General features: G+C 69.5%; 16 protein-coding genes and 1 pseudogene. 14 read left to right on the plus strand and 3 right to left on the minus strand.

All coding sequences use genetic code 11. The features are described 5' to 3' along the window. The first annotated feature begins 46 nt into the window (after positions 1 to 46). The 4 genes from ABZ382_RS34020 to ABZ382_RS34035 all read left to right on the plus strand — a co-directional run bounded on the left by ABZ382_RS34020 (position 47) and on the right by ABZ382_RS34035 (position 2,077). The gene (locus ABZ382_RS34020; protein ID WP_357097644.1) at positions 47 to 472 is read left to right on the plus strand and encodes a DUF1707 domain-containing protein; all 426 of its coding nucleotides are present in this window, start codon (positions 47 to 49) and stop codon (positions 470 to 472) included. Beyond that, a complete protein-coding gene (locus ABZ382_RS34025; protein WP_357097646.1) occupies positions 472 to 816 on the plus strand; it encodes a hypothetical protein in 345 nt (114 codons plus the stop codon). The genes ABZ382_RS34020 and ABZ382_RS34025 overlap by 1 nt, the downstream gene beginning before the upstream one ends. A 161-nt stretch (positions 817 to 977) precedes the next feature. Next, positions 978 to 1,202 (plus strand): hypothetical protein, encoded by a 225-nt coding sequence (locus ABZ382_RS34030; protein WP_357097648.1) that lies wholly within the window; start codon positions 978 to 980, stop codon positions 1,200 to 1,202. Between the two features lie 74 nt (positions 1,203 to 1,276). After that, positions 1,277 to 2,077, plus strand: a complete 801-nt coding sequence (locus ABZ382_RS34035; protein ID WP_357097650.1) for a biotin--[acetyl-CoA-carboxylase] ligase — start codon at positions 1,277 to 1,279, stop codon at positions 2,075 to 2,077. A gap of 30 nt (positions 2,078 to 2,107) precedes the next feature. Here ABZ382_RS34035 and ABZ382_RS34040 read toward each other — a convergent pair whose 3' ends face one another. After that, complete coding sequence (locus ABZ382_RS34040; protein ID WP_357097651.1) at positions 2,108 to 3,514, minus strand: protein kinase; 1,407 nt, start codon at positions 3,512 to 3,514, stop codon at positions 2,108 to 2,110. A 59-nt stretch (positions 3,515 to 3,573) separates the two neighbouring features. Beyond that, positions 3,574 to 4,527, minus strand: coding sequence for an acyl-ACP desaturase (locus tag ABZ382_RS34045; RefSeq protein WP_357097653.1), 954 nt, complete (start codon positions 4,525 to 4,527; stop codon positions 3,574 to 3,576). A 151-nt stretch (positions 4,528 to 4,678) separates the two neighbouring features. Between ABZ382_RS34045 and ABZ382_RS34050 the strand changes: the two genes are divergently transcribed. From ABZ382_RS34050 to ABZ382_RS34075, 6 genes are all read left to right on the plus strand, one after another. Further along, the gene (locus tag ABZ382_RS34050) at positions 4,679 to 5,200 is read left to right on the plus strand and encodes a PH domain-containing protein (protein WP_357097655.1); all 522 of its coding nucleotides are present in this window, start codon (positions 4,679 to 4,681) and stop codon (positions 5,198 to 5,200) included. Between the two features lie 33 nt (positions 5,201 to 5,233). Continuing rightward, on the plus strand, positions 5,234 to 5,911 hold the full coding sequence (locus tag ABZ382_RS34055) for a response regulator transcription factor (RefSeq protein WP_040805082.1): 678 nt from the start codon (positions 5,234 to 5,236) through the stop codon (positions 5,909 to 5,911). An 87-nt stretch (positions 5,912 to 5,998) separates the two neighbouring features. Further along, the gene (locus tag ABZ382_RS34060; protein WP_357097657.1) at positions 5,999 to 7,309 is read left to right on the plus strand and encodes a HAMP domain-containing sensor histidine kinase; all 1,311 of its coding nucleotides are present in this window, start codon (positions 5,999 to 6,001) and stop codon (positions 7,307 to 7,309) included. Positions 7,310 to 7,422: 113 nt separating this feature from the next. Beyond that, positions 7,423 to 7,836: a hypothetical protein gene (locus ABZ382_RS34065; protein WP_357097659.1), complete on the plus strand. Its 414-nt coding sequence runs from the start codon at positions 7,423 to 7,425 to the stop codon at positions 7,834 to 7,836. Between the two features lie 38 nt (positions 7,837 to 7,874). Next, a complete protein-coding gene (locus ABZ382_RS34070) occupies positions 7,875 to 8,567 on the plus strand; it encodes a response regulator transcription factor (RefSeq protein ID WP_357097661.1) in 693 nt (230 codons plus the stop codon). Then, the gene (locus tag ABZ382_RS34075) at positions 8,564 to 9,916 is read left to right on the plus strand and encodes a HAMP domain-containing sensor histidine kinase (RefSeq protein WP_357097662.1); all 1,353 of its coding nucleotides are present in this window, start codon (positions 8,564 to 8,566) and stop codon (positions 9,914 to 9,916) included. Before ABZ382_RS34070 ends, ABZ382_RS34075 begins: the two co-directional genes overlap by 4 nt. A 34-nt stretch (positions 9,917 to 9,950) precedes the next feature. Here the strand turns inward: ABZ382_RS34075 and ABZ382_RS34080 are convergent. Further along, a pseudogene (locus tag ABZ382_RS34080) lies at positions 9,951 to 10,430 on the minus strand (GtrA family protein); the annotation flags it as partial. Between the two features lie 169 nt (positions 10,431 to 10,599). On the opposite strand from ABZ382_RS34080, the gene ABZ382_RS34085 reads away from it, so the two are divergent. The 4 genes from ABZ382_RS34085 (at position 10,600) to ABZ382_RS34100 (ending at position 14,302) form a co-directional block, all read left to right on the plus strand. Further along, entirely contained in the window at positions 10,600 to 11,775 is a 1,176-nt protein-coding gene (locus tag ABZ382_RS34085; RefSeq protein WP_357097797.1) for a 5-(carboxyamino)imidazole ribonucleotide synthase, read from the plus strand. Next, positions 11,768 to 12,271: a 5-(carboxyamino)imidazole ribonucleotide mutase gene (gene purE, locus ABZ382_RS34090; RefSeq protein ID WP_357097664.1), complete on the plus strand. Its 504-nt coding sequence runs from the start codon at positions 11,768 to 11,770 to the stop codon at positions 12,269 to 12,271. The genes ABZ382_RS34085 and purE overlap by 8 nt, the downstream gene beginning before the upstream one ends. Before the next feature lie 35 nt (positions 12,272 to 12,306). After that, on the plus strand, positions 12,307 to 13,002 hold the full coding sequence (locus tag ABZ382_RS34095) for a TetR family transcriptional regulator (RefSeq protein WP_357097666.1): 696 nt from the start codon (positions 12,307 to 12,309) through the stop codon (positions 13,000 to 13,002). 142 nt (positions 13,003 to 13,144) lie between these two features. Then, positions 13,145 to 14,302, plus strand: coding sequence for an acyl-CoA dehydrogenase (locus tag ABZ382_RS34100; protein ID WP_357097668.1), 1,158 nt, complete (start codon positions 13,145 to 13,147; stop codon positions 14,300 to 14,302). Positions 14,303 to 14,373 lie beyond the last annotated feature (71 nt).

Consider the following 14,373-nt stretch of genomic DNA (forward strand, 5'->3'; position numbering starts at 1 on the left):
GCCCCCACCCCAGCTGCCCCCCCGCCACTCGCGCTAATGTCGTGGCATGGCTGAACCACCGGAGATCCGTATCGGCACCGTCGAGCGCGAGGACGCGATGAAACGGCTGTCGGACCACTTCGCGGCGGGACGGCTCAGCGTGGCCGAGTTCGACGAACGCAGTGGCGTCGTGGCCGCGGCGCTGACCCGTGGCGACCTGGAGCAGGTGTTCACCGATCTGCCGGAACCGGTGGCGGACAAGCCCGCTCCGGCGCCGCGCCGGATGCCGTTCGGGTCGATTCCGCCCGAGCGGATCATGCCGGTCATCCCGATCCTCGCGGTGATCCTGTTCTTCGTGACGCACCAGTGGTGGGTGTTCCTGCTCATCCCGCTGGCGGGCGCGGTGCTGTTCGGGGAGAGCGGCCGGGAACGCCGCAGGCGGGGCGAGCGCCGGGATCGACGGCGGCGGCTCGACCGCGGACAGGAGGACTGATGGAACCCATCGAGATCAACGCGGGCAGCTGGTATCTGCGGGCCCTGCGCGCCGACGAGCGCATCGACGACCGCCCAGCCCTGGCCGACGGCGGCATCACCGACCCCGGCTATGTGGAGCGCCGCACCGCGGAATGGGCCGACGAGAGCCACTTCTCGTGGGCGGTGTGCGTGCCCACCACCGCCGAACTGGTCGCCGAGATCGGCGTGCGCCCCAATGCCGACGGCACCGCGACCGTGACCGGCTGGGCCCGTACCGGATACGACTCCGCCCTCGAGGACGGCCTGGTCTCGGTCCGCCGTTTCACCGCGGGCGCGCTCGGCCTGGAGCCCGTCGACGCCTGAGATGTCGTCCGGCTGTCCGGTCCGGAAATCTGATCGAACTCCCGAAAACATCTGTTCACCAGCGGTAATCGTGTTCTTCCGCCGGAAAATCACTCGTGCCCGGCCCCTGTCGTGCGTCAGTCTGGAATCGCATCCGGAACCGACGACCAGGGGAGGCGGTTATGTGGGAATGGAGCAGACACCAGGCTGAACGGGCGGCGGCGGGATCGTTCACCGCGTGGCGGATACGCGACCCGGAACCGACCGTGACCGACCCGGCATTCGACGAGACCGACGACGAGTGCGGGGAGGCGGACGGCGCGTACGAGGATATTTCCGAGCGCGCCCTCGCCGAGCTGTTCCTCGCGCTCGCGTCCATGACGGACGCCGCGCCTGCGGGGCGTTAGCGCGGCGACGCGCCGGGGCGGGTCCGATACGGGCCCGCCCCTCTCGCGTTTCGCGGGAGAGTAGCGTTCCGGTCATGGAGAGGTCGCCGCTGGACGCCGATGTACTGCGCCGGAGCATTGCCGAGTCGCCGGAGCTGGGATTCTTCTCGGCCATCGAGGTGGTCGAGTCGACCGGTTCGACCAACGCGGATCTGGTTGCGCGGGCCGCGGATTCGAGTGCCGATCGGCTGGTGCTGATCGCCGAGGCGCAAGAGCACGGCCGCGGCCGCCACGACCGGCAGTGGGTGAGCCCCGCGCGGGCGCAGATCGCCATGTCGGTGCTGGTGCGGGTGCGCGGCATCGACCCGGCGGTGCTGGGCTGGCTGCCGCTGCTCACCGGGATCGCCGTGGTGGACGCGGTGCGGGCCGAGACCGGTTTGAAGGCGGTCCTCAAGTGGCCCAACGACGTGCTGGTGGACGGGCGCAAGCTGGCCGGCATCCTGGCCGAGATCGCGGCCGTGGGCCCGGATCCGGCGGTGGTGGTGGGCGTCGGCCTGAACGTCTCGCTCACCGATGCCGAACTGCCCGTCCCGCACGGCACCTCGCTGCTGCTGGCGGGCGCGCCCGACGTCGATCGGACCGCGCTGGCCCAGGCCATGTTGCGTGAGTTCGCGCGCCGCTTCACCGTCTGGGAGGCCGCGGGCTGGGACATCACCGAGCTGGCGGCCGCCTACCGGGAACGCTGCGCCACCCTCGGTGCGCAGGTTCGCGCGGAACTGCCGGGCGGCGAGGTGCTCACCGGAGTCGCCACCGGTATCGACGAGAACGGCCGCCTGCTGGTCGGCGACCGCGCCGTCTCGGCCGGTGACGTCACGCACCTGCGCGCCGAGTACTGAGCGGAAGCTGTTCCGCCGCACCCGGATTCGCTACTGCTTGTTCCCGCCGCCGTGCGGGCGGGCGCCGCCCGGCTTGCGGGGATTGGTGTCGGGCCACAGGTCGGGATTCGGGATATTGGACAGGTCGGGGAGGCCGGGCAGGTTCCACGGCACGGTCGGCAGCGGAATGACGGGCCCGACCGGTGCGGGCTGTTCGGGGGCGACCGGTTCGCTCGGCTCCGGCGGCGGGAGCTGCTCCTGCACCGGCTGTTCGGTCGTCGTCGGAATCGGCTCCTGAACCGGCGTTTTCGCGATCGTGCCGGGTACCCGCGTGTGCCGGGGCTCGGTGTCGGCGGAGCTCCCGTTGATCCAGACCACGCCCAGTACCAGCGCCGCGACGGCGACCCCGGCGGCGGCTAGTTTGCGCTGTCTCGTCCAGCCGCGGACAGGCGGGGGCGCGGCGGTGAGTGATGCCATCGGCAGCGCGACGGTTCGCGTGTCCGGGTCGGGTTCGGGTGAGTTGCGCTGTCCGGCGGTGGTTTTCGCCGGAGCGGGCGGGCGGGGCATCGGAATGCTCACGGTGGCCCGGTCGTCGGCTTCCGGCTCGGCGGCGGCCGCGGGGACTGCCGACTCGGTGAGCGCCGCGCGGGCGGCGTCCGCGAATTCGCCTGCGGTGGCGTACCGTTCGGCCGGATTCTTGGCCAGCCCCTGCGCGACGACGCGGTCGAGGGCCGCGGGGACATCGGGGGAGCGCGCGGACGGCGGTTCCGGCACCCGCTCCAGATGGGCGCGCATGAGCTGCGCGGGGTTCTTGACCCGGAAAGGCCGCTCCCCGGTGAGGCATTCGTAGAGGACGCACGCCAGCGAGTAGATGTCCGAGCGGACCGAGACGGTGCCGTCGAAGCGTTCGGGCGCCATGTAGGCGGGCGTGCCCACCAGCATGCCGGTCTGGGTGATGGCGGTCTGCCCGTCCTGCAGCGCGGTGCCGAAGTCGATCAGATAGGCGACGTCGTCGGGCGCCACGATGATGTTCTGCGGTTTGACGTCGCGGTGCACCAGCCCGGCGGCATGGGCCTCGTCGAGGGCGCAGGCGACCTGCGCGATCAGCCCGACGGCCGCGTCCGGGGCCATCGGCCCCTCCCATTCGAGCAGGGCTTCGATATCGAGGCCGTCGACGAACTCGGACTCGATGAACAGTCGCCCCTCGAGCTCGCCGTAGGTGTGCACGGCCACCACGTGGGGTCCGTGCAGCATCGAAGCGGCCCGCGCCTCTCGTTCGAACCGTTCCCGGTATTCGGGGTCGGCGGTCAGCACGGGCGCCAGCAGCTTCAGCGCGACGGTGCGATCCGTCGCGGTGTCGTGGGCACGCCACACTTCCGCCGACCCGCCGCTGCCGAGCAGTTCGTCGAGGCGGTATCGGCCCAGATAGCCATCCCCCAACGGAGTTCCTCTCGTCACACTGGGGGACTACCATAGCGAACCGAATTTATTTCACCCGCGCCGCACGCGGGTGACGGTCATGCGGTCTGCAGCTCCCCGCGGGCGGCTTCCCGCGCCAGCAGGCGGTCGCGCTGTTCCTCGAACTTGACGACGTCCTTGCCCAGTTTTTCCATGTATTCGGCCAGCTTCTCGCGCGCCTGCTCACCGGCCGGACCGAAGTCGTTGCGTTCGAAGACATTCCAGTTCTTGAGTACCGGCGCGACCACCTCGTCGAGGTGCTGGCGCAGGTCGTAGATGCCGTGCTTGGCCATCAGCGCGCCGTTGCGGCGGAAGTTGGGCATGCCCGATCCGGGCATGACGAAACCGGTGAGCACCCGGGTGATGGCGTCGATCGCCTGATCCGGAACCAGGTCCAGGCCCGCGCCGCACAGGGTGCGGTAGAAGATCATGTGCAGGTTCTCGTCGGCGGCGATGCGCTGCAGCATGCGGTCGGCGATGGGGTCGTCGCAGACGCGGCCGGTATTGCGGTGGGAGACGCGGGTGGCCAGCTCCTGGAACGTCACATACGCGACATTGTCGAGGAAACCGCCCCACTCGTCGGGCGACTGCGCGCCACCGGTCATGTGGATCATGCGCGCCTGCTCGAGGGCGACCGGGTCCACGCCGCGGGTCACCACCAGGTAGTCGCGCATGACGATGCCGTGGCGGTTCTCCTCGGCGGTCCAGCGGCCGACCCAGGTGCCCCAGGCGCCGTCCTGGGTGAAGTTCTCGGCGATCTCACGGTGGTAGGAGGGCAGGTTGTCCTCGGTGAGCAGATTGGTGATCATCGAGACCTTGGCGACCTCGGACAGCGTGGACTGCGACGGATCCCAGTCCTCGCCGCCCATGGCGGCGAAATTGCGGCCCTGGTCCCACGGCACGTAGTCGTGCGGGTGCCAATCCTTGGCCATCGACAGATGCCGGTTCAGGTTCTCTTCGGCAACGGGTTCGAGCTCGCGGAGTATCTGGTATTGCGTCAACTCTCGGGTCACACACGCCTCCTGTGTCTTGCACACCGGGTGAAGCCTGCTGATGACGAACGGCAAACGCGTGCCGACGATGCTACCGGCAACCGCACGATTGTGCCCCGGTCCCCGGAGCCGCGTGAGGCATTCCGGCATCTCGGCGGGATAGGGTTTCGGCATGGGTTATCCGGAGGAGGCACTGGCCCCCGAAGAGGTGCTGCTCCTACATCGCCATCCGCATTGGAAGATGTTGTTCTGGCCCGCTGTGACTTTCATCCTGATCACGGCTTTGGCCGGATTCGGCGCCGGGGTGGCGGCGCGTAATACCGACGACGGCCTCCGAACCGGCCTGCTCCTCGGCATTCTCGCGCTGTGGGCGGGGATCGTGCTGTGGCGCAGCGTCGCTCCGCTGATCCGATGGAAATCGACGCATTTCATCGTGACCGATCGGCGGGTGCTGATCCGGCAGGGCGTGCTCACCCACACCGGCATCGACATTCCGATGAACCGGATCTCGAATGTGCAGTTCCGCCATGGGTTGTTCGACCGCATGCTGGGCACCGGCACCCTGATCATCGGGTCGGCGTCGGAGGATCCGCTGGAGTACGACGACATTCCGCATGTGCAGCGGGTGCACAACCTGCTCTACCACCAGGTCTTCGATGTGGTGCAGAAGAATCCGAACGGCGGCGGCTTCTAGGGTTCCGCCGGTGCGTACCCGTAGGCTGATACCGTGACCGCAGTTTTGCTGGCCGAAGACGACGAGGCCATCGCCGCGCCGCTGTCGCGGGCGCTGGGCCGTGAGGGCTATTCGGTGACCGTGGAGAGTTATGGTCCCGCGGTGCTCGAGCGAGCGCTCGAGGGCGGTCACGACCTGCTCATCCTGGATCTCGGGCTACCCGGCATGGACGGGCTCGAGGTGTGCCGTCAGGTGCGGGCGCGCGGCGCGGAGCTGGCGGTGCTGATGTTGACCGCGCGCACCGACGAGGTGGACTTCGTAGTCGGCCTGGACGCGGGCGCCGACGACTATGTGGGCAAGCCGTTCCGGCTGGCCGAACTGCTGGCCCGGGTGCGGGCGCTGTTGCGCCGCAGCGGAATCGGCGACGAGGCGGTCGAGGTGGGCGGTATCCGGCTGGAGCCGGCGGCGCGCCGGGTGCTGGTGAACGGCATCGAGGTGAACCTCGCCAACAAGGAGTACGAGCTGCTGAAGGTGCTCATCGACCGCGCCGGGCAGGTGGTCTCGCGCGAGACCATCCTGCGCGAGGTGTGGGGGGACGCGGATCTGCGCGGCTCCAAGACCCTGGACATGCATATGTCGTGGCTGCGCCGCAAGATCGGTGACGAGGGTCCGGTGGCCGAGCGGCGTATCGTGACCGTGCGCGGCGTAGGCTTCCGCTTCAATACCGACTAGCCGTTGGAATCTCTGCTGATCTGATCTGTTGTGCTGTTCCGTGCGCGTGTGAACCCCGAAGCCCCGGCGAAGCGAGGCATCTCGACGATGAGACGCAGGATCCTGCTGTCCATGGTGGCCGCGCTGACCCTCACCACCCTGGTTCTCGGTGTGCCGCTGGCGTTCACGGCCTGGAAGTGGGTCGAGGACATCAGCCGCAACGAGCTGCGCAACCGGCTCAACAGCATCTCCGAAGAGGTGATGCGGCAGGAGCACGACGGCATGGTGTACGGCGAACTGGACACCAAGGCGGTGCGGCTGCTGATCCCGGCCAACGGCAAGCTGACCATCATCTATCCGACCCAGTCGGAGAACAACAAGAAGATCGACATCGGCGCGGAGACGGTGGCCGATCCGCTGGCCGAGTCCTGGTCGATGGGCATCAACGGCTCGCTGCGCCTCGAGATCCCTTCCGCCCCCATGCATTCCATGCAGCGGCAGGCGCTCGGCGCGGTGCTGGGCCTGGTGCTCATCTCGCTGGGCGCGGGCATCGCGGTGGCGGTGGTGACCGCGCGCCGGGTGGCCGACCCGCTGCGGGACGTGGCGGCCCGCGCGGCCCGGCTGGCCATGGGCGACTTCCGCGCCGACCCGCGCCGGCACGGCATCACCGAACTGGATCGCGTCTCCGACGTGCTGGATTCGGCCACGGTGGAGATCGCGGGCCGGCTGCAACGCGAGCACGCGCTGGTCGCCGACGTCTCGCATCAGCTGCGCAGCCGGCTCACCGCGGTGCGGCTGCGCCTGGACGAACTGTCCGCGCACGCCGATCCGGCCGTGGTGCACGAGGCGGAAGAGGCCATGGCGCAGGTGGATCGGCTCACCGACGCCATCGACGAACTGGTCCGCGCCTCCCGCGACGAGGGCGCGGCCGAACGCGATCCGCTGCCCGTGGTGGCCGAATTGCGCAGTGTCGTAGCGGAATGGCGGCATCCCTTCGCCGAGGCCGGCCGCAAACTGGTGCTGCTCGGCGACCCGACCCTGAAGGCGCCGGTGACCGGTTCGCGCCTGCGGGAGGCGCTGGCGGTGCTGGTCGACAACGCGCTCATGCACGGCGGCGGCACCTGCACGGTGTCGGTGCGCACGGTGGCGGGCCGCATGGACGACAGCGAACCGCTGGTGGTGGTGGAGGTCGCCGACGAGGGCGACGGGGTGCGAGATGAGCTGGCGCCGCACATCTTCGACCGCGGCTTCTCGGCGGCGGGGTCCACCGGTGTGGGGCTGGCCCTGGCCCGCGCGCTCATCGAGGCCGACGGCGGGCGACTGGAGCTGCAGCGCCGCCGCCCCGCCCTGTTCGCGGTGTTCCTCGGCTCGTCGGGGGTGGCGTCGCGGCCGATCCCGGCGGGCACCGAGCCGCGCTGATTCTTCTATCGGTTCTCTAACTCTTCGTTATCCGGCCCTGAGAACTCGGTTCCTACGTTGGGTCCCGTCATCAGGAACCGACGAGCGATCGTCGACGAAGAACAGGAGATCCCATGCCCACGTCCACCGTTCGCCGCACCGTGACCGCCGGAGTCGTCGGGGCGGCCGCCCTCACCGTGCTGGCCCTGCCCGCCACCGCCTCCGCGGACACTCCCGATTCGATTGCCGGAGCGGCGGATACGGGCAATGCGGGCCCGGCCCTCGCCACCCAGCCCGCCCTGCCGCTCGGGCCGGCCCTGCCGGCCCTGCCCGCCCTGCCGGGCACCCCGTCCGAGCCCGGCATGGTGATCATCAAGGACCGAGACGGCAATGTCACCGTGCGCCGGCTCCAGCCCGGCGAGCCGATCGGCCCGGGCGTGCCCGCCCTCCCGGCGCAGCCGGGCGCGCACTTCCCGGGCGGTCCGGTGGTGACGGTGCCGGACGGTCACGCGCCGTCCGACACCATCGTGATCGACCCGATTCGCTGATCGGGTTCTCTCGGTCCGCGCCCGTATCGTCTGATCCCATGACGGGTCCCCGGATTCTGATCGTGGATGACGACGCCAGGGTGCTGGCCTCGGTGGCGCGGGGGCTCCGGATGTCCGGTTTCGAGGTCGAGACCGCGGCGGACGGGGCTGCCGCGCTGCGCCACATCACCACTGACGCCCCGCAGGCGGTGCTGCTGGACCTGAACATGCCGAATCTGGACGGGGTGGGCGTGGTCACGGCCCTGCGCGCGCTCGGCAACGACATCCCGATCTGTGTGCTCAGCGCCCGCGCGGAGGTCACCGACCGCATCGACGCGCTCGAAGCCGGGGCCGACGACTACCTGACCAAACCCTTCGACCTCGGTGAGCTGGTGGCCCGGTTGCGCGCCATGCTGCGCCGGGCTCCCGCGCCCGCGCACGTCGCCGACGATCGGATCGTGGTGGGCCCGCTGACCGTGCTGCCGGGCGCGCGGCGCGCCTCCATCGACGGCCGTCCGCTCGACCTGACCAAACGCGAATTCGATCTGCTCGCCGCGCTGGCCTCGGCGCCCGGGCAGGTCTTCTCGCGGGCCCAGCTGCTGGATCGCGTGTGGGGCTACGACTTCGAAACCCAGACCAAGGTGGTCGATGTGTTCGTCTCCTACCTGCGCCGCAAGCTCGAGGACACCGGCTGCCCGCGCCTGATCCACACCGTGCGCGGTGTCGGATTCGTCCTGCGGACCGAACCGTGATCCGCCGACCGCGGCTGCGCGGCCGGGTGGCTCAGTCCCTCCCCGGCGGGATGGCACTGTCCCTGCGCGCCCGGGTGGCGTTGGCCAGTGCGGCGACGGCGGCGGTGGTGGTGGCGGTCATGTCGGTGGTGCTGTTCGCGTTCGCGCCCGCGGAGGCGTCGAATCAGGTGGGCCGCATCGTGAGTGCGATCGCGCTGGCACCCGCCGACACCGTGCACCCGCCGGAACCGGGTGTTCCCGCGCAACCGGTGCCGGGCACTCCGGCGCCGCTGCCGACCGCCTTGCCGGCGCTGCCGACCTCCCCGTCGCCGGGCCTGCTCATCACCCGCATCGATCCGGGCAATCCGAATGCGGAGTTCTCGCGCACCGTGGCCTTGAACGGCGAGCCGGTCGCGCTGACCGTTCCCACCGAGGTCGCCTCGGATTCGGCCACCCGGCAACGCATCCGGATCGTGCTGATCGGCGTCGCCGGGGTGGCGCTGGCGGCGGTGCTGGGCTGGCTGGCCGCGCATCGCGCGGTGGTCCCGCTGCGCCGGTTGACCGCGGCGACGGCCGGGCTCGGCGAGGGCCTGGCGGTGGAGACCCCGCGCCACCCCGTGGCCAGTGAGACAACGGAATTGGCGCAGGCCATGAACACCATGCTGGGTCGCATCGCCACCGAGCGCCGGCACACCGACGAGGCATTGGTCACCGCCCGCGATTTCGCCGCCACCGCCGCGCACGAATTACGGACCCCGCTCACCGCCATGCGCACCGATCTGCAGGTACTGCGGTCCATGCCGCTCTCGGAGACCGAACGCGCGGAGATCCTCGACGACGTGCTGAGTGCGCAGAGTTCGGTCGAGGCCACGCTGCACGCGCTGGAACGACTCGCGGTGGGCGATCTCACCACCGAATCCGATTGGGCGGATCTCGATCTGGGGGAGGTGGTCGACCAGGTGGTGGACGATGCCCGGCGGCAGTATCCCGGGGTGACCATCGTGGCCGACGCGGTCGAGCCGATCCGCCTGCGCGGCCTGGCCGCGGGCCTGCGCTCGGTCGTCGACAATGCCGTCGCCAACGCGGTCCGGCACGGCGCGGCCGATCGCATCGAGATCGCGGCGCGCTCCGAGGGCGGTGTCGCGATCCTCACCATCGACGACAATGGCGGCGGCATTCCCGCCGCGGACCGCGAGCGTGTTTTCGAACGCTTCTATCGGGCGAGTGTGACCCCCGGCAGTGGACTGGGTCTCGCGCTGGTCCTTCAGCAGGCCCGCTTACACGGTGGAACCGCGACAATCGGGGAAAGTCCGGCAGGCGGCGTCCGCCTGACCGTCACGCTCAGCTGTGACCCAGCTGCTCTTCGTTGACCAGGTCCTCGAATTCGTCCTGGAGTTCCTGCATTTCGTCCGGGAAGACCCACTTCTTCATGGACCAGAATCGGAATGCCATTTGCAGCAGGTTGCCGACGATGAAGGCGCTGAAGAAGTCCGCGATGTTCTCGACGGTGAAACTCACATTGGGCTGGCGGAGGTCGAACACGTAGCTCGACACCCACAGCGGTAGCGCGGCCAGGCCGACGCCGATACCGCTGACCAGGAAGAACAGCAGCGCTTCGTGGTGCTTCTCGCGACCACCGCGCTTGTCGAACGTCCATTCCCGGTTGAGGATGTAGGACACGATGACCGCGACGATGCCCGACATGATGCGGGCCACCGTGGGCTTGGTGTCCATGATCGTCCATTTCAGGACGTAGAAGATTCCGAGGTCGATGACGAACGTGGTCGCACCGACAATCGCGAACTTGAGGAGTTCGTAATGGCGGTCCGCGAGGTCCCGCAGCGGCGCGGGCAGGCGATTGACCACTTCATCGACAAATGACACGGTGCGAGTCTACGTCTCTCGACTCGGCTGTGTCGGGCCGGTACAAATCGGGGCAGTGACCCTCCGGGGAGACTCGCCGATACCTGTCACGCGACCCGCGGGGGAGCCGCCGGTGGGTGTCATGACAACATAGTGCAGCGTGAGCGCCCGTTCCTTCGATACCTCCGCGATGCCCACCGTCACCATGATCGGCGGCGGCCAGCTGGCACGCATGACCCACCAGGCGGCCATCGCGCTGGGCCAGCGGCTGCGCGTGCTCGCCGAACGGCCCGACGACCCGGCCGCGCAGGTCACCCCGGACGTCGTGCTCGGCAGCCACCACGATCTGACCGCGCTGCGCAAGGCCGCGGTCGGCTCGCACGCCCTGACCTTCGACCACGAGCACGTGCCCACCGAGCACCTCGAGGCGCTGATCGCCGAGGGCGTGAACGTGCAGCCGCGACCGCAGGCGCTGATCTTCGCGCAGGACAAGCTGCGCATGCGCCGCAAGCTCGCCGAGCTGGATGTGCCGATCCCGGCCTACACCGAGGTGAACTCGGTCGCCGACGCCGTCGCGTTCGCCGACGAGCACGGCTGGCCCTTCGTGCTGAAGGCGGTGCGCGGCGGCTACGACGGCCGTGGCGTCTGGATGCCTGCCGACGCCGCCGAGGCCGCCCCGATCATCGAGGACCAGCTGGCGCACGGGGTCTCGCTGATGGCCGAGGCCAAGGTGGATCTGAAGCGTGAACTCTCGGCCATGGTGGCGCGGTCCCCGTTCGGTCAGGCCGCGGCCTGGCCGGTGGTCGAGACCGTGCAGCGCAACGGCCAGTGCGCGGTCGTGATCGCGCCCGCCCAGAACCTGTCGTCGGCGAAGGCCACCGAGGCCGAGGCGCTGGCCCTGCGGCTGGCCGCCGAGCTGGGCGTCACCGGCGCCATGGCGGTGGAGCTGTTCGAGACCCACTCCGGCGACCTGCTCGTCAACGAGCTCGCGATGCGTCCGCACAACTCCGGCCACTGGGGTATGGACGGCGCCTGCACCGGCCAGTTCGAGCAGCATGTGCGCGCGGTCCTGGACTACCCGCTGGGCAGCACCCGGCCGCTGGCCCCGGTCACCGTGATGGCGAACATCCTGGGCGCGCCCGAGGCCCCCGAGATGTCGATGGACGAACGCCTGCACCATCTTTCGGCCCGCCTCCCCGAGGCCAAGGTGCACCTCTACGGCAAGGGCGAACGCCCCGACCGCAAGATCGGCCACATCAATGTCCTCGGCGACGACGTCGCCGAGACCCGGGAGAAAGCCGAGCGCGCGGCGCACTGGATGTCGCACGCGATCTGGACCGACGGATGGGATCCGCACCATGACTGACACCGCCCAGGTTGGCCTCATCATGGGGTCGGACTCCGACTGGCCCACCATGGAAGCCGCCGCGGAAGCGCTGGCCGAGTTCGGGATCCGCTTCGAGGTGGGCGTGGTCTCGGCGCACCGCACCCCGCAGCGCATGCTCGACTACGCCAAGACCGCCGCGGACCGTGGCATCAAGGTGATCATCGCGGGCGCGGGCGGCGCGGCGCACCTGCCGGGCATGGTCGCCTCGGCCACCCCGCTGCCGGTGATCGGCGTCCCGGTGCCGCTGAAGTACCTCGACGGCATGGACTCGCTGCTGTCGATCGTGCAGATGCCGGCCGGTGTGCCGGTCGCCACCGTCTCCATCGGCGGGGCGCGCAACGCGGGCCTGCTGGCCGCGCGCATCCTGGCCACCGCGAACCCCGAATTGCGTTCGCGCATGGAGCGATTCCAGGCGAACCTGGAAACCCTCGTCCTGGAGAAGGACGAAGCGCTGCGGACCAAACTGCTGGGCTGAGCCACCGGGCTCCCGCGCCGGGCTACCGTTGGCGGATGCCCAACGACCAGCCCGCGCGGCCGCGCGCCGACGCGGATTCGACCGAACGCCGATTGACGGTGGTGGACCAGGCGCTGCGGTTGTTCGCCGAGAAGGGTTACGAGGCAACGACGGTCGACGAGATCGCGGAGGCCGCGGGGATCTCGCGGCGCACCTTCTTCCGGCAGTTCCGGTCCAAGGAGGATGTGGTCTTCGCCGATCACGAGTCGCAGCTGACGCAGGCGCGGGCGTTCCTGGAGGCCGCGCGCGGGGATGCCTGGGATGCCGTGTGCGAGGCCGTGGTCGAGGTGTTCGAGCGGTTCACGCAGTGGCGTGACCTCGCGGCCCGCCGCTACGGGGTGGTGCGGCAGGTGCCGACCCTGCGCGAGCGCGAGATCGTGACGGTGTTCCGCTACGAGCGGTTGTTCACCGATTACCTGCGCCGGACCCTGCCGGGGACTTCGGATCTGGCGCTGGTGCAGTTCACCGCCGCGGTGACGGCGACCCACAACTATCTGCTGCGCCGCATGGTGCGCGGCGAGTCCGCGGCCAGTCCGGAGGATCTGCGGTCGGCTCTGGCTGCGATCCCGCGCGGGGGAGCGGGCCGCGAGGCCGCGGCGGGTGCGGATCAGATGGTGGTGGCGGTGTTCCCCCGTGATCTGGCGCCTCGGCAGGTCGCGGACCTGCTGGCCCGTCGTCTCGATACGCTGTGAAGTAACCGCAGTGGAGTATTTGACACTGCGTGCCACGGCCTTGTGAGGCAGTACTCGCACGTGGCCGCGATATCGCGGCGTATACTCGGCTTCAAATGGCACTGAGTGCCGCATAAGTTGGCGACGACCAGGAGACAACCCCATGGCGGGCAACCCCGATTTCAACCTGTTCCAGCTCGAGGACTTCCACCACGAGCTGCGCGAGGCCATCCGCGGCCTGTGTGAGAAGGAGATCGCCCCCTACGCGAAGGACGTGGACGGCAACGCCCGCTTCCCCGAGGAGGCGCTGACCGCCCTCAACGCGGCCGGCTTCAACGCCGTGCACGTGCCCGAGGCGTACGGCGGCCAGGGCGCCGACTCGGTCGCCACCTGCATCGTGATCGAGGAAGTGGCTCGCGTCTGCGGTTCCTCCTCGCTGATCCCCGCCGTCAACAAGCTCGGCACCATGGGCCTGATCCTGAACGGTTCCGAGGAGCTCAAGACCAAGGTGCTCGCCGACATCGTCGCGGGCAAGATGGCCTCCTACGCGCTGTCCGAGCGTGAGGCCGGCTCCGACGCCGCCTCCATGCGCACCCGCGCCCGTCAGGACGGCGACGGCTGGATCATCAACGGCTCCAAGTGCTGGATCACCAACGGCGGCAAGTCCGACTGGTACACCGTCATGGCCGTGACCGACGCCGACAAGGGCGCCAACGGCATCTCCTCGTTCATGGTCCACAAGGACGACGAGGGCTTCGTGGTCGGCCCGCTCGAGCACAAGCTGGGCATCAAGGGTTCCCCGACCGCCGAGCTGTACTTCGAGAACTGCAAGGTTCCGGGCGACCGCATCGTCGGCGAGCCGGGCACCGGTTTCAAGACCGCGCTGCAGACCCTGGACCACACCCGCCCGACCATCGGCGCGCAGGCCGTGGGTCTGGCGCAGGGCGCGCTGGACGCCGCGATCGCCTACACCAAGGACCGCAAGCAGTTCGGCAAGGCCATCGCCGACTTCCAGAACACCCAGTTCATGCTGGCCGACATGGCCATGAAGGTCGAGGCCGCCCGCCTCATGGTGTACACCTCGGCCGCCCGCGCCGAGCGTGGCGAGAAGAACCTGGGCTTCATCTCCGCGGCCGCCAAGTGCTTCGCCTCGGATGTGGCCATGGAGGTCACCACCAATGCAGTCCAGCTCTTCGGTGGCGCCGGCTACACCACCGACTTCCCGGTGGAGCGCATGATGCGCGACGCCAAGATCACCCAGATCTACGAGGGCACCAACCAGATCCAGCGTCTGGTCATGTCCCGCCAGATCCTGCGCTGATTCCGTTCCGGACGGCGTGACGAACACCCGGAGGCGGCACCGACTTTCGTTCGGGCCGCCTCCGGTCGCTT

Source organism: Nocardia sp. NPDC005825 (assembly GCF_040630175.1).
Classification (GTDB): Bacteria; Actinomycetota; Actinomycetes; order Mycobacteriales; family Mycobacteriaceae; genus Nocardia.

Bases quoted from the DNA above. Each gene is read 5' to 3' on its own strand.
- ABZ382_RS34020 (WP_357097644.1), top strand. From the start codon at position 47: ATGGCTGAACCACCGGAGATCCGTATCGGCACCGTCGAGCGCGAGGAC.
- ABZ382_RS34025 (WP_357097646.1), top strand. From the start codon at position 472: ATGGAACCCATCGAGATCAACGCGGGCAGCTGGTATCTGCGGGCCCTG.
- ABZ382_RS34030 (WP_357097648.1), top strand. From the start codon at position 978: ATGTGGGAATGGAGCAGACACCAGGCTGAACGGGCGGCGGCGGGATCG.
- ABZ382_RS34035 (WP_357097650.1), top strand. From the start codon at position 1,277: ATGGAGAGGTCGCCGCTGGACGCCGATGTACTGCGCCGGAGCATTGCC.
- ABZ382_RS34050 (WP_357097655.1), top strand. From the start codon at position 4,679: ATGGGTTATCCGGAGGAGGCACTGGCCCCCGAAGAGGTGCTGCTCCTA.
- ABZ382_RS34060 (WP_357097657.1), top strand. From the start codon at position 5,999: ATGAGACGCAGGATCCTGCTGTCCATGGTGGCCGCGCTGACCCTCACC.
- ABZ382_RS34065 (WP_357097659.1), top strand. From the start codon at position 7,423: ATGCCCACGTCCACCGTTCGCCGCACCGTGACCGCCGGAGTCGTCGGG.
- ABZ382_RS34070 (WP_357097661.1), top strand. From the start codon at position 7,875: ATGACGGGTCCCCGGATTCTGATCGTGGATGACGACGCCAGGGTGCTG.
- ABZ382_RS34085 (WP_357097797.1), top strand. From the start codon at position 10,600: ATGCCCACCGTCACCATGATCGGCGGCGGCCAGCTGGCACGCATGACC.
- purE (WP_357097664.1), top strand. From the start codon at position 11,768: ATGACTGACACCGCCCAGGTTGGCCTCATCATGGGGTCGGACTCCGAC.
- ABZ382_RS34095 (WP_357097666.1), top strand. From the start codon at position 12,307: ATGCCCAACGACCAGCCCGCGCGGCCGCGCGCCGACGCGGATTCGACC.
- ABZ382_RS34100 (WP_357097668.1), top strand. From the start codon at position 13,145: ATGGCGGGCAACCCCGATTTCAACCTGTTCCAGCTCGAGGACTTCCAC.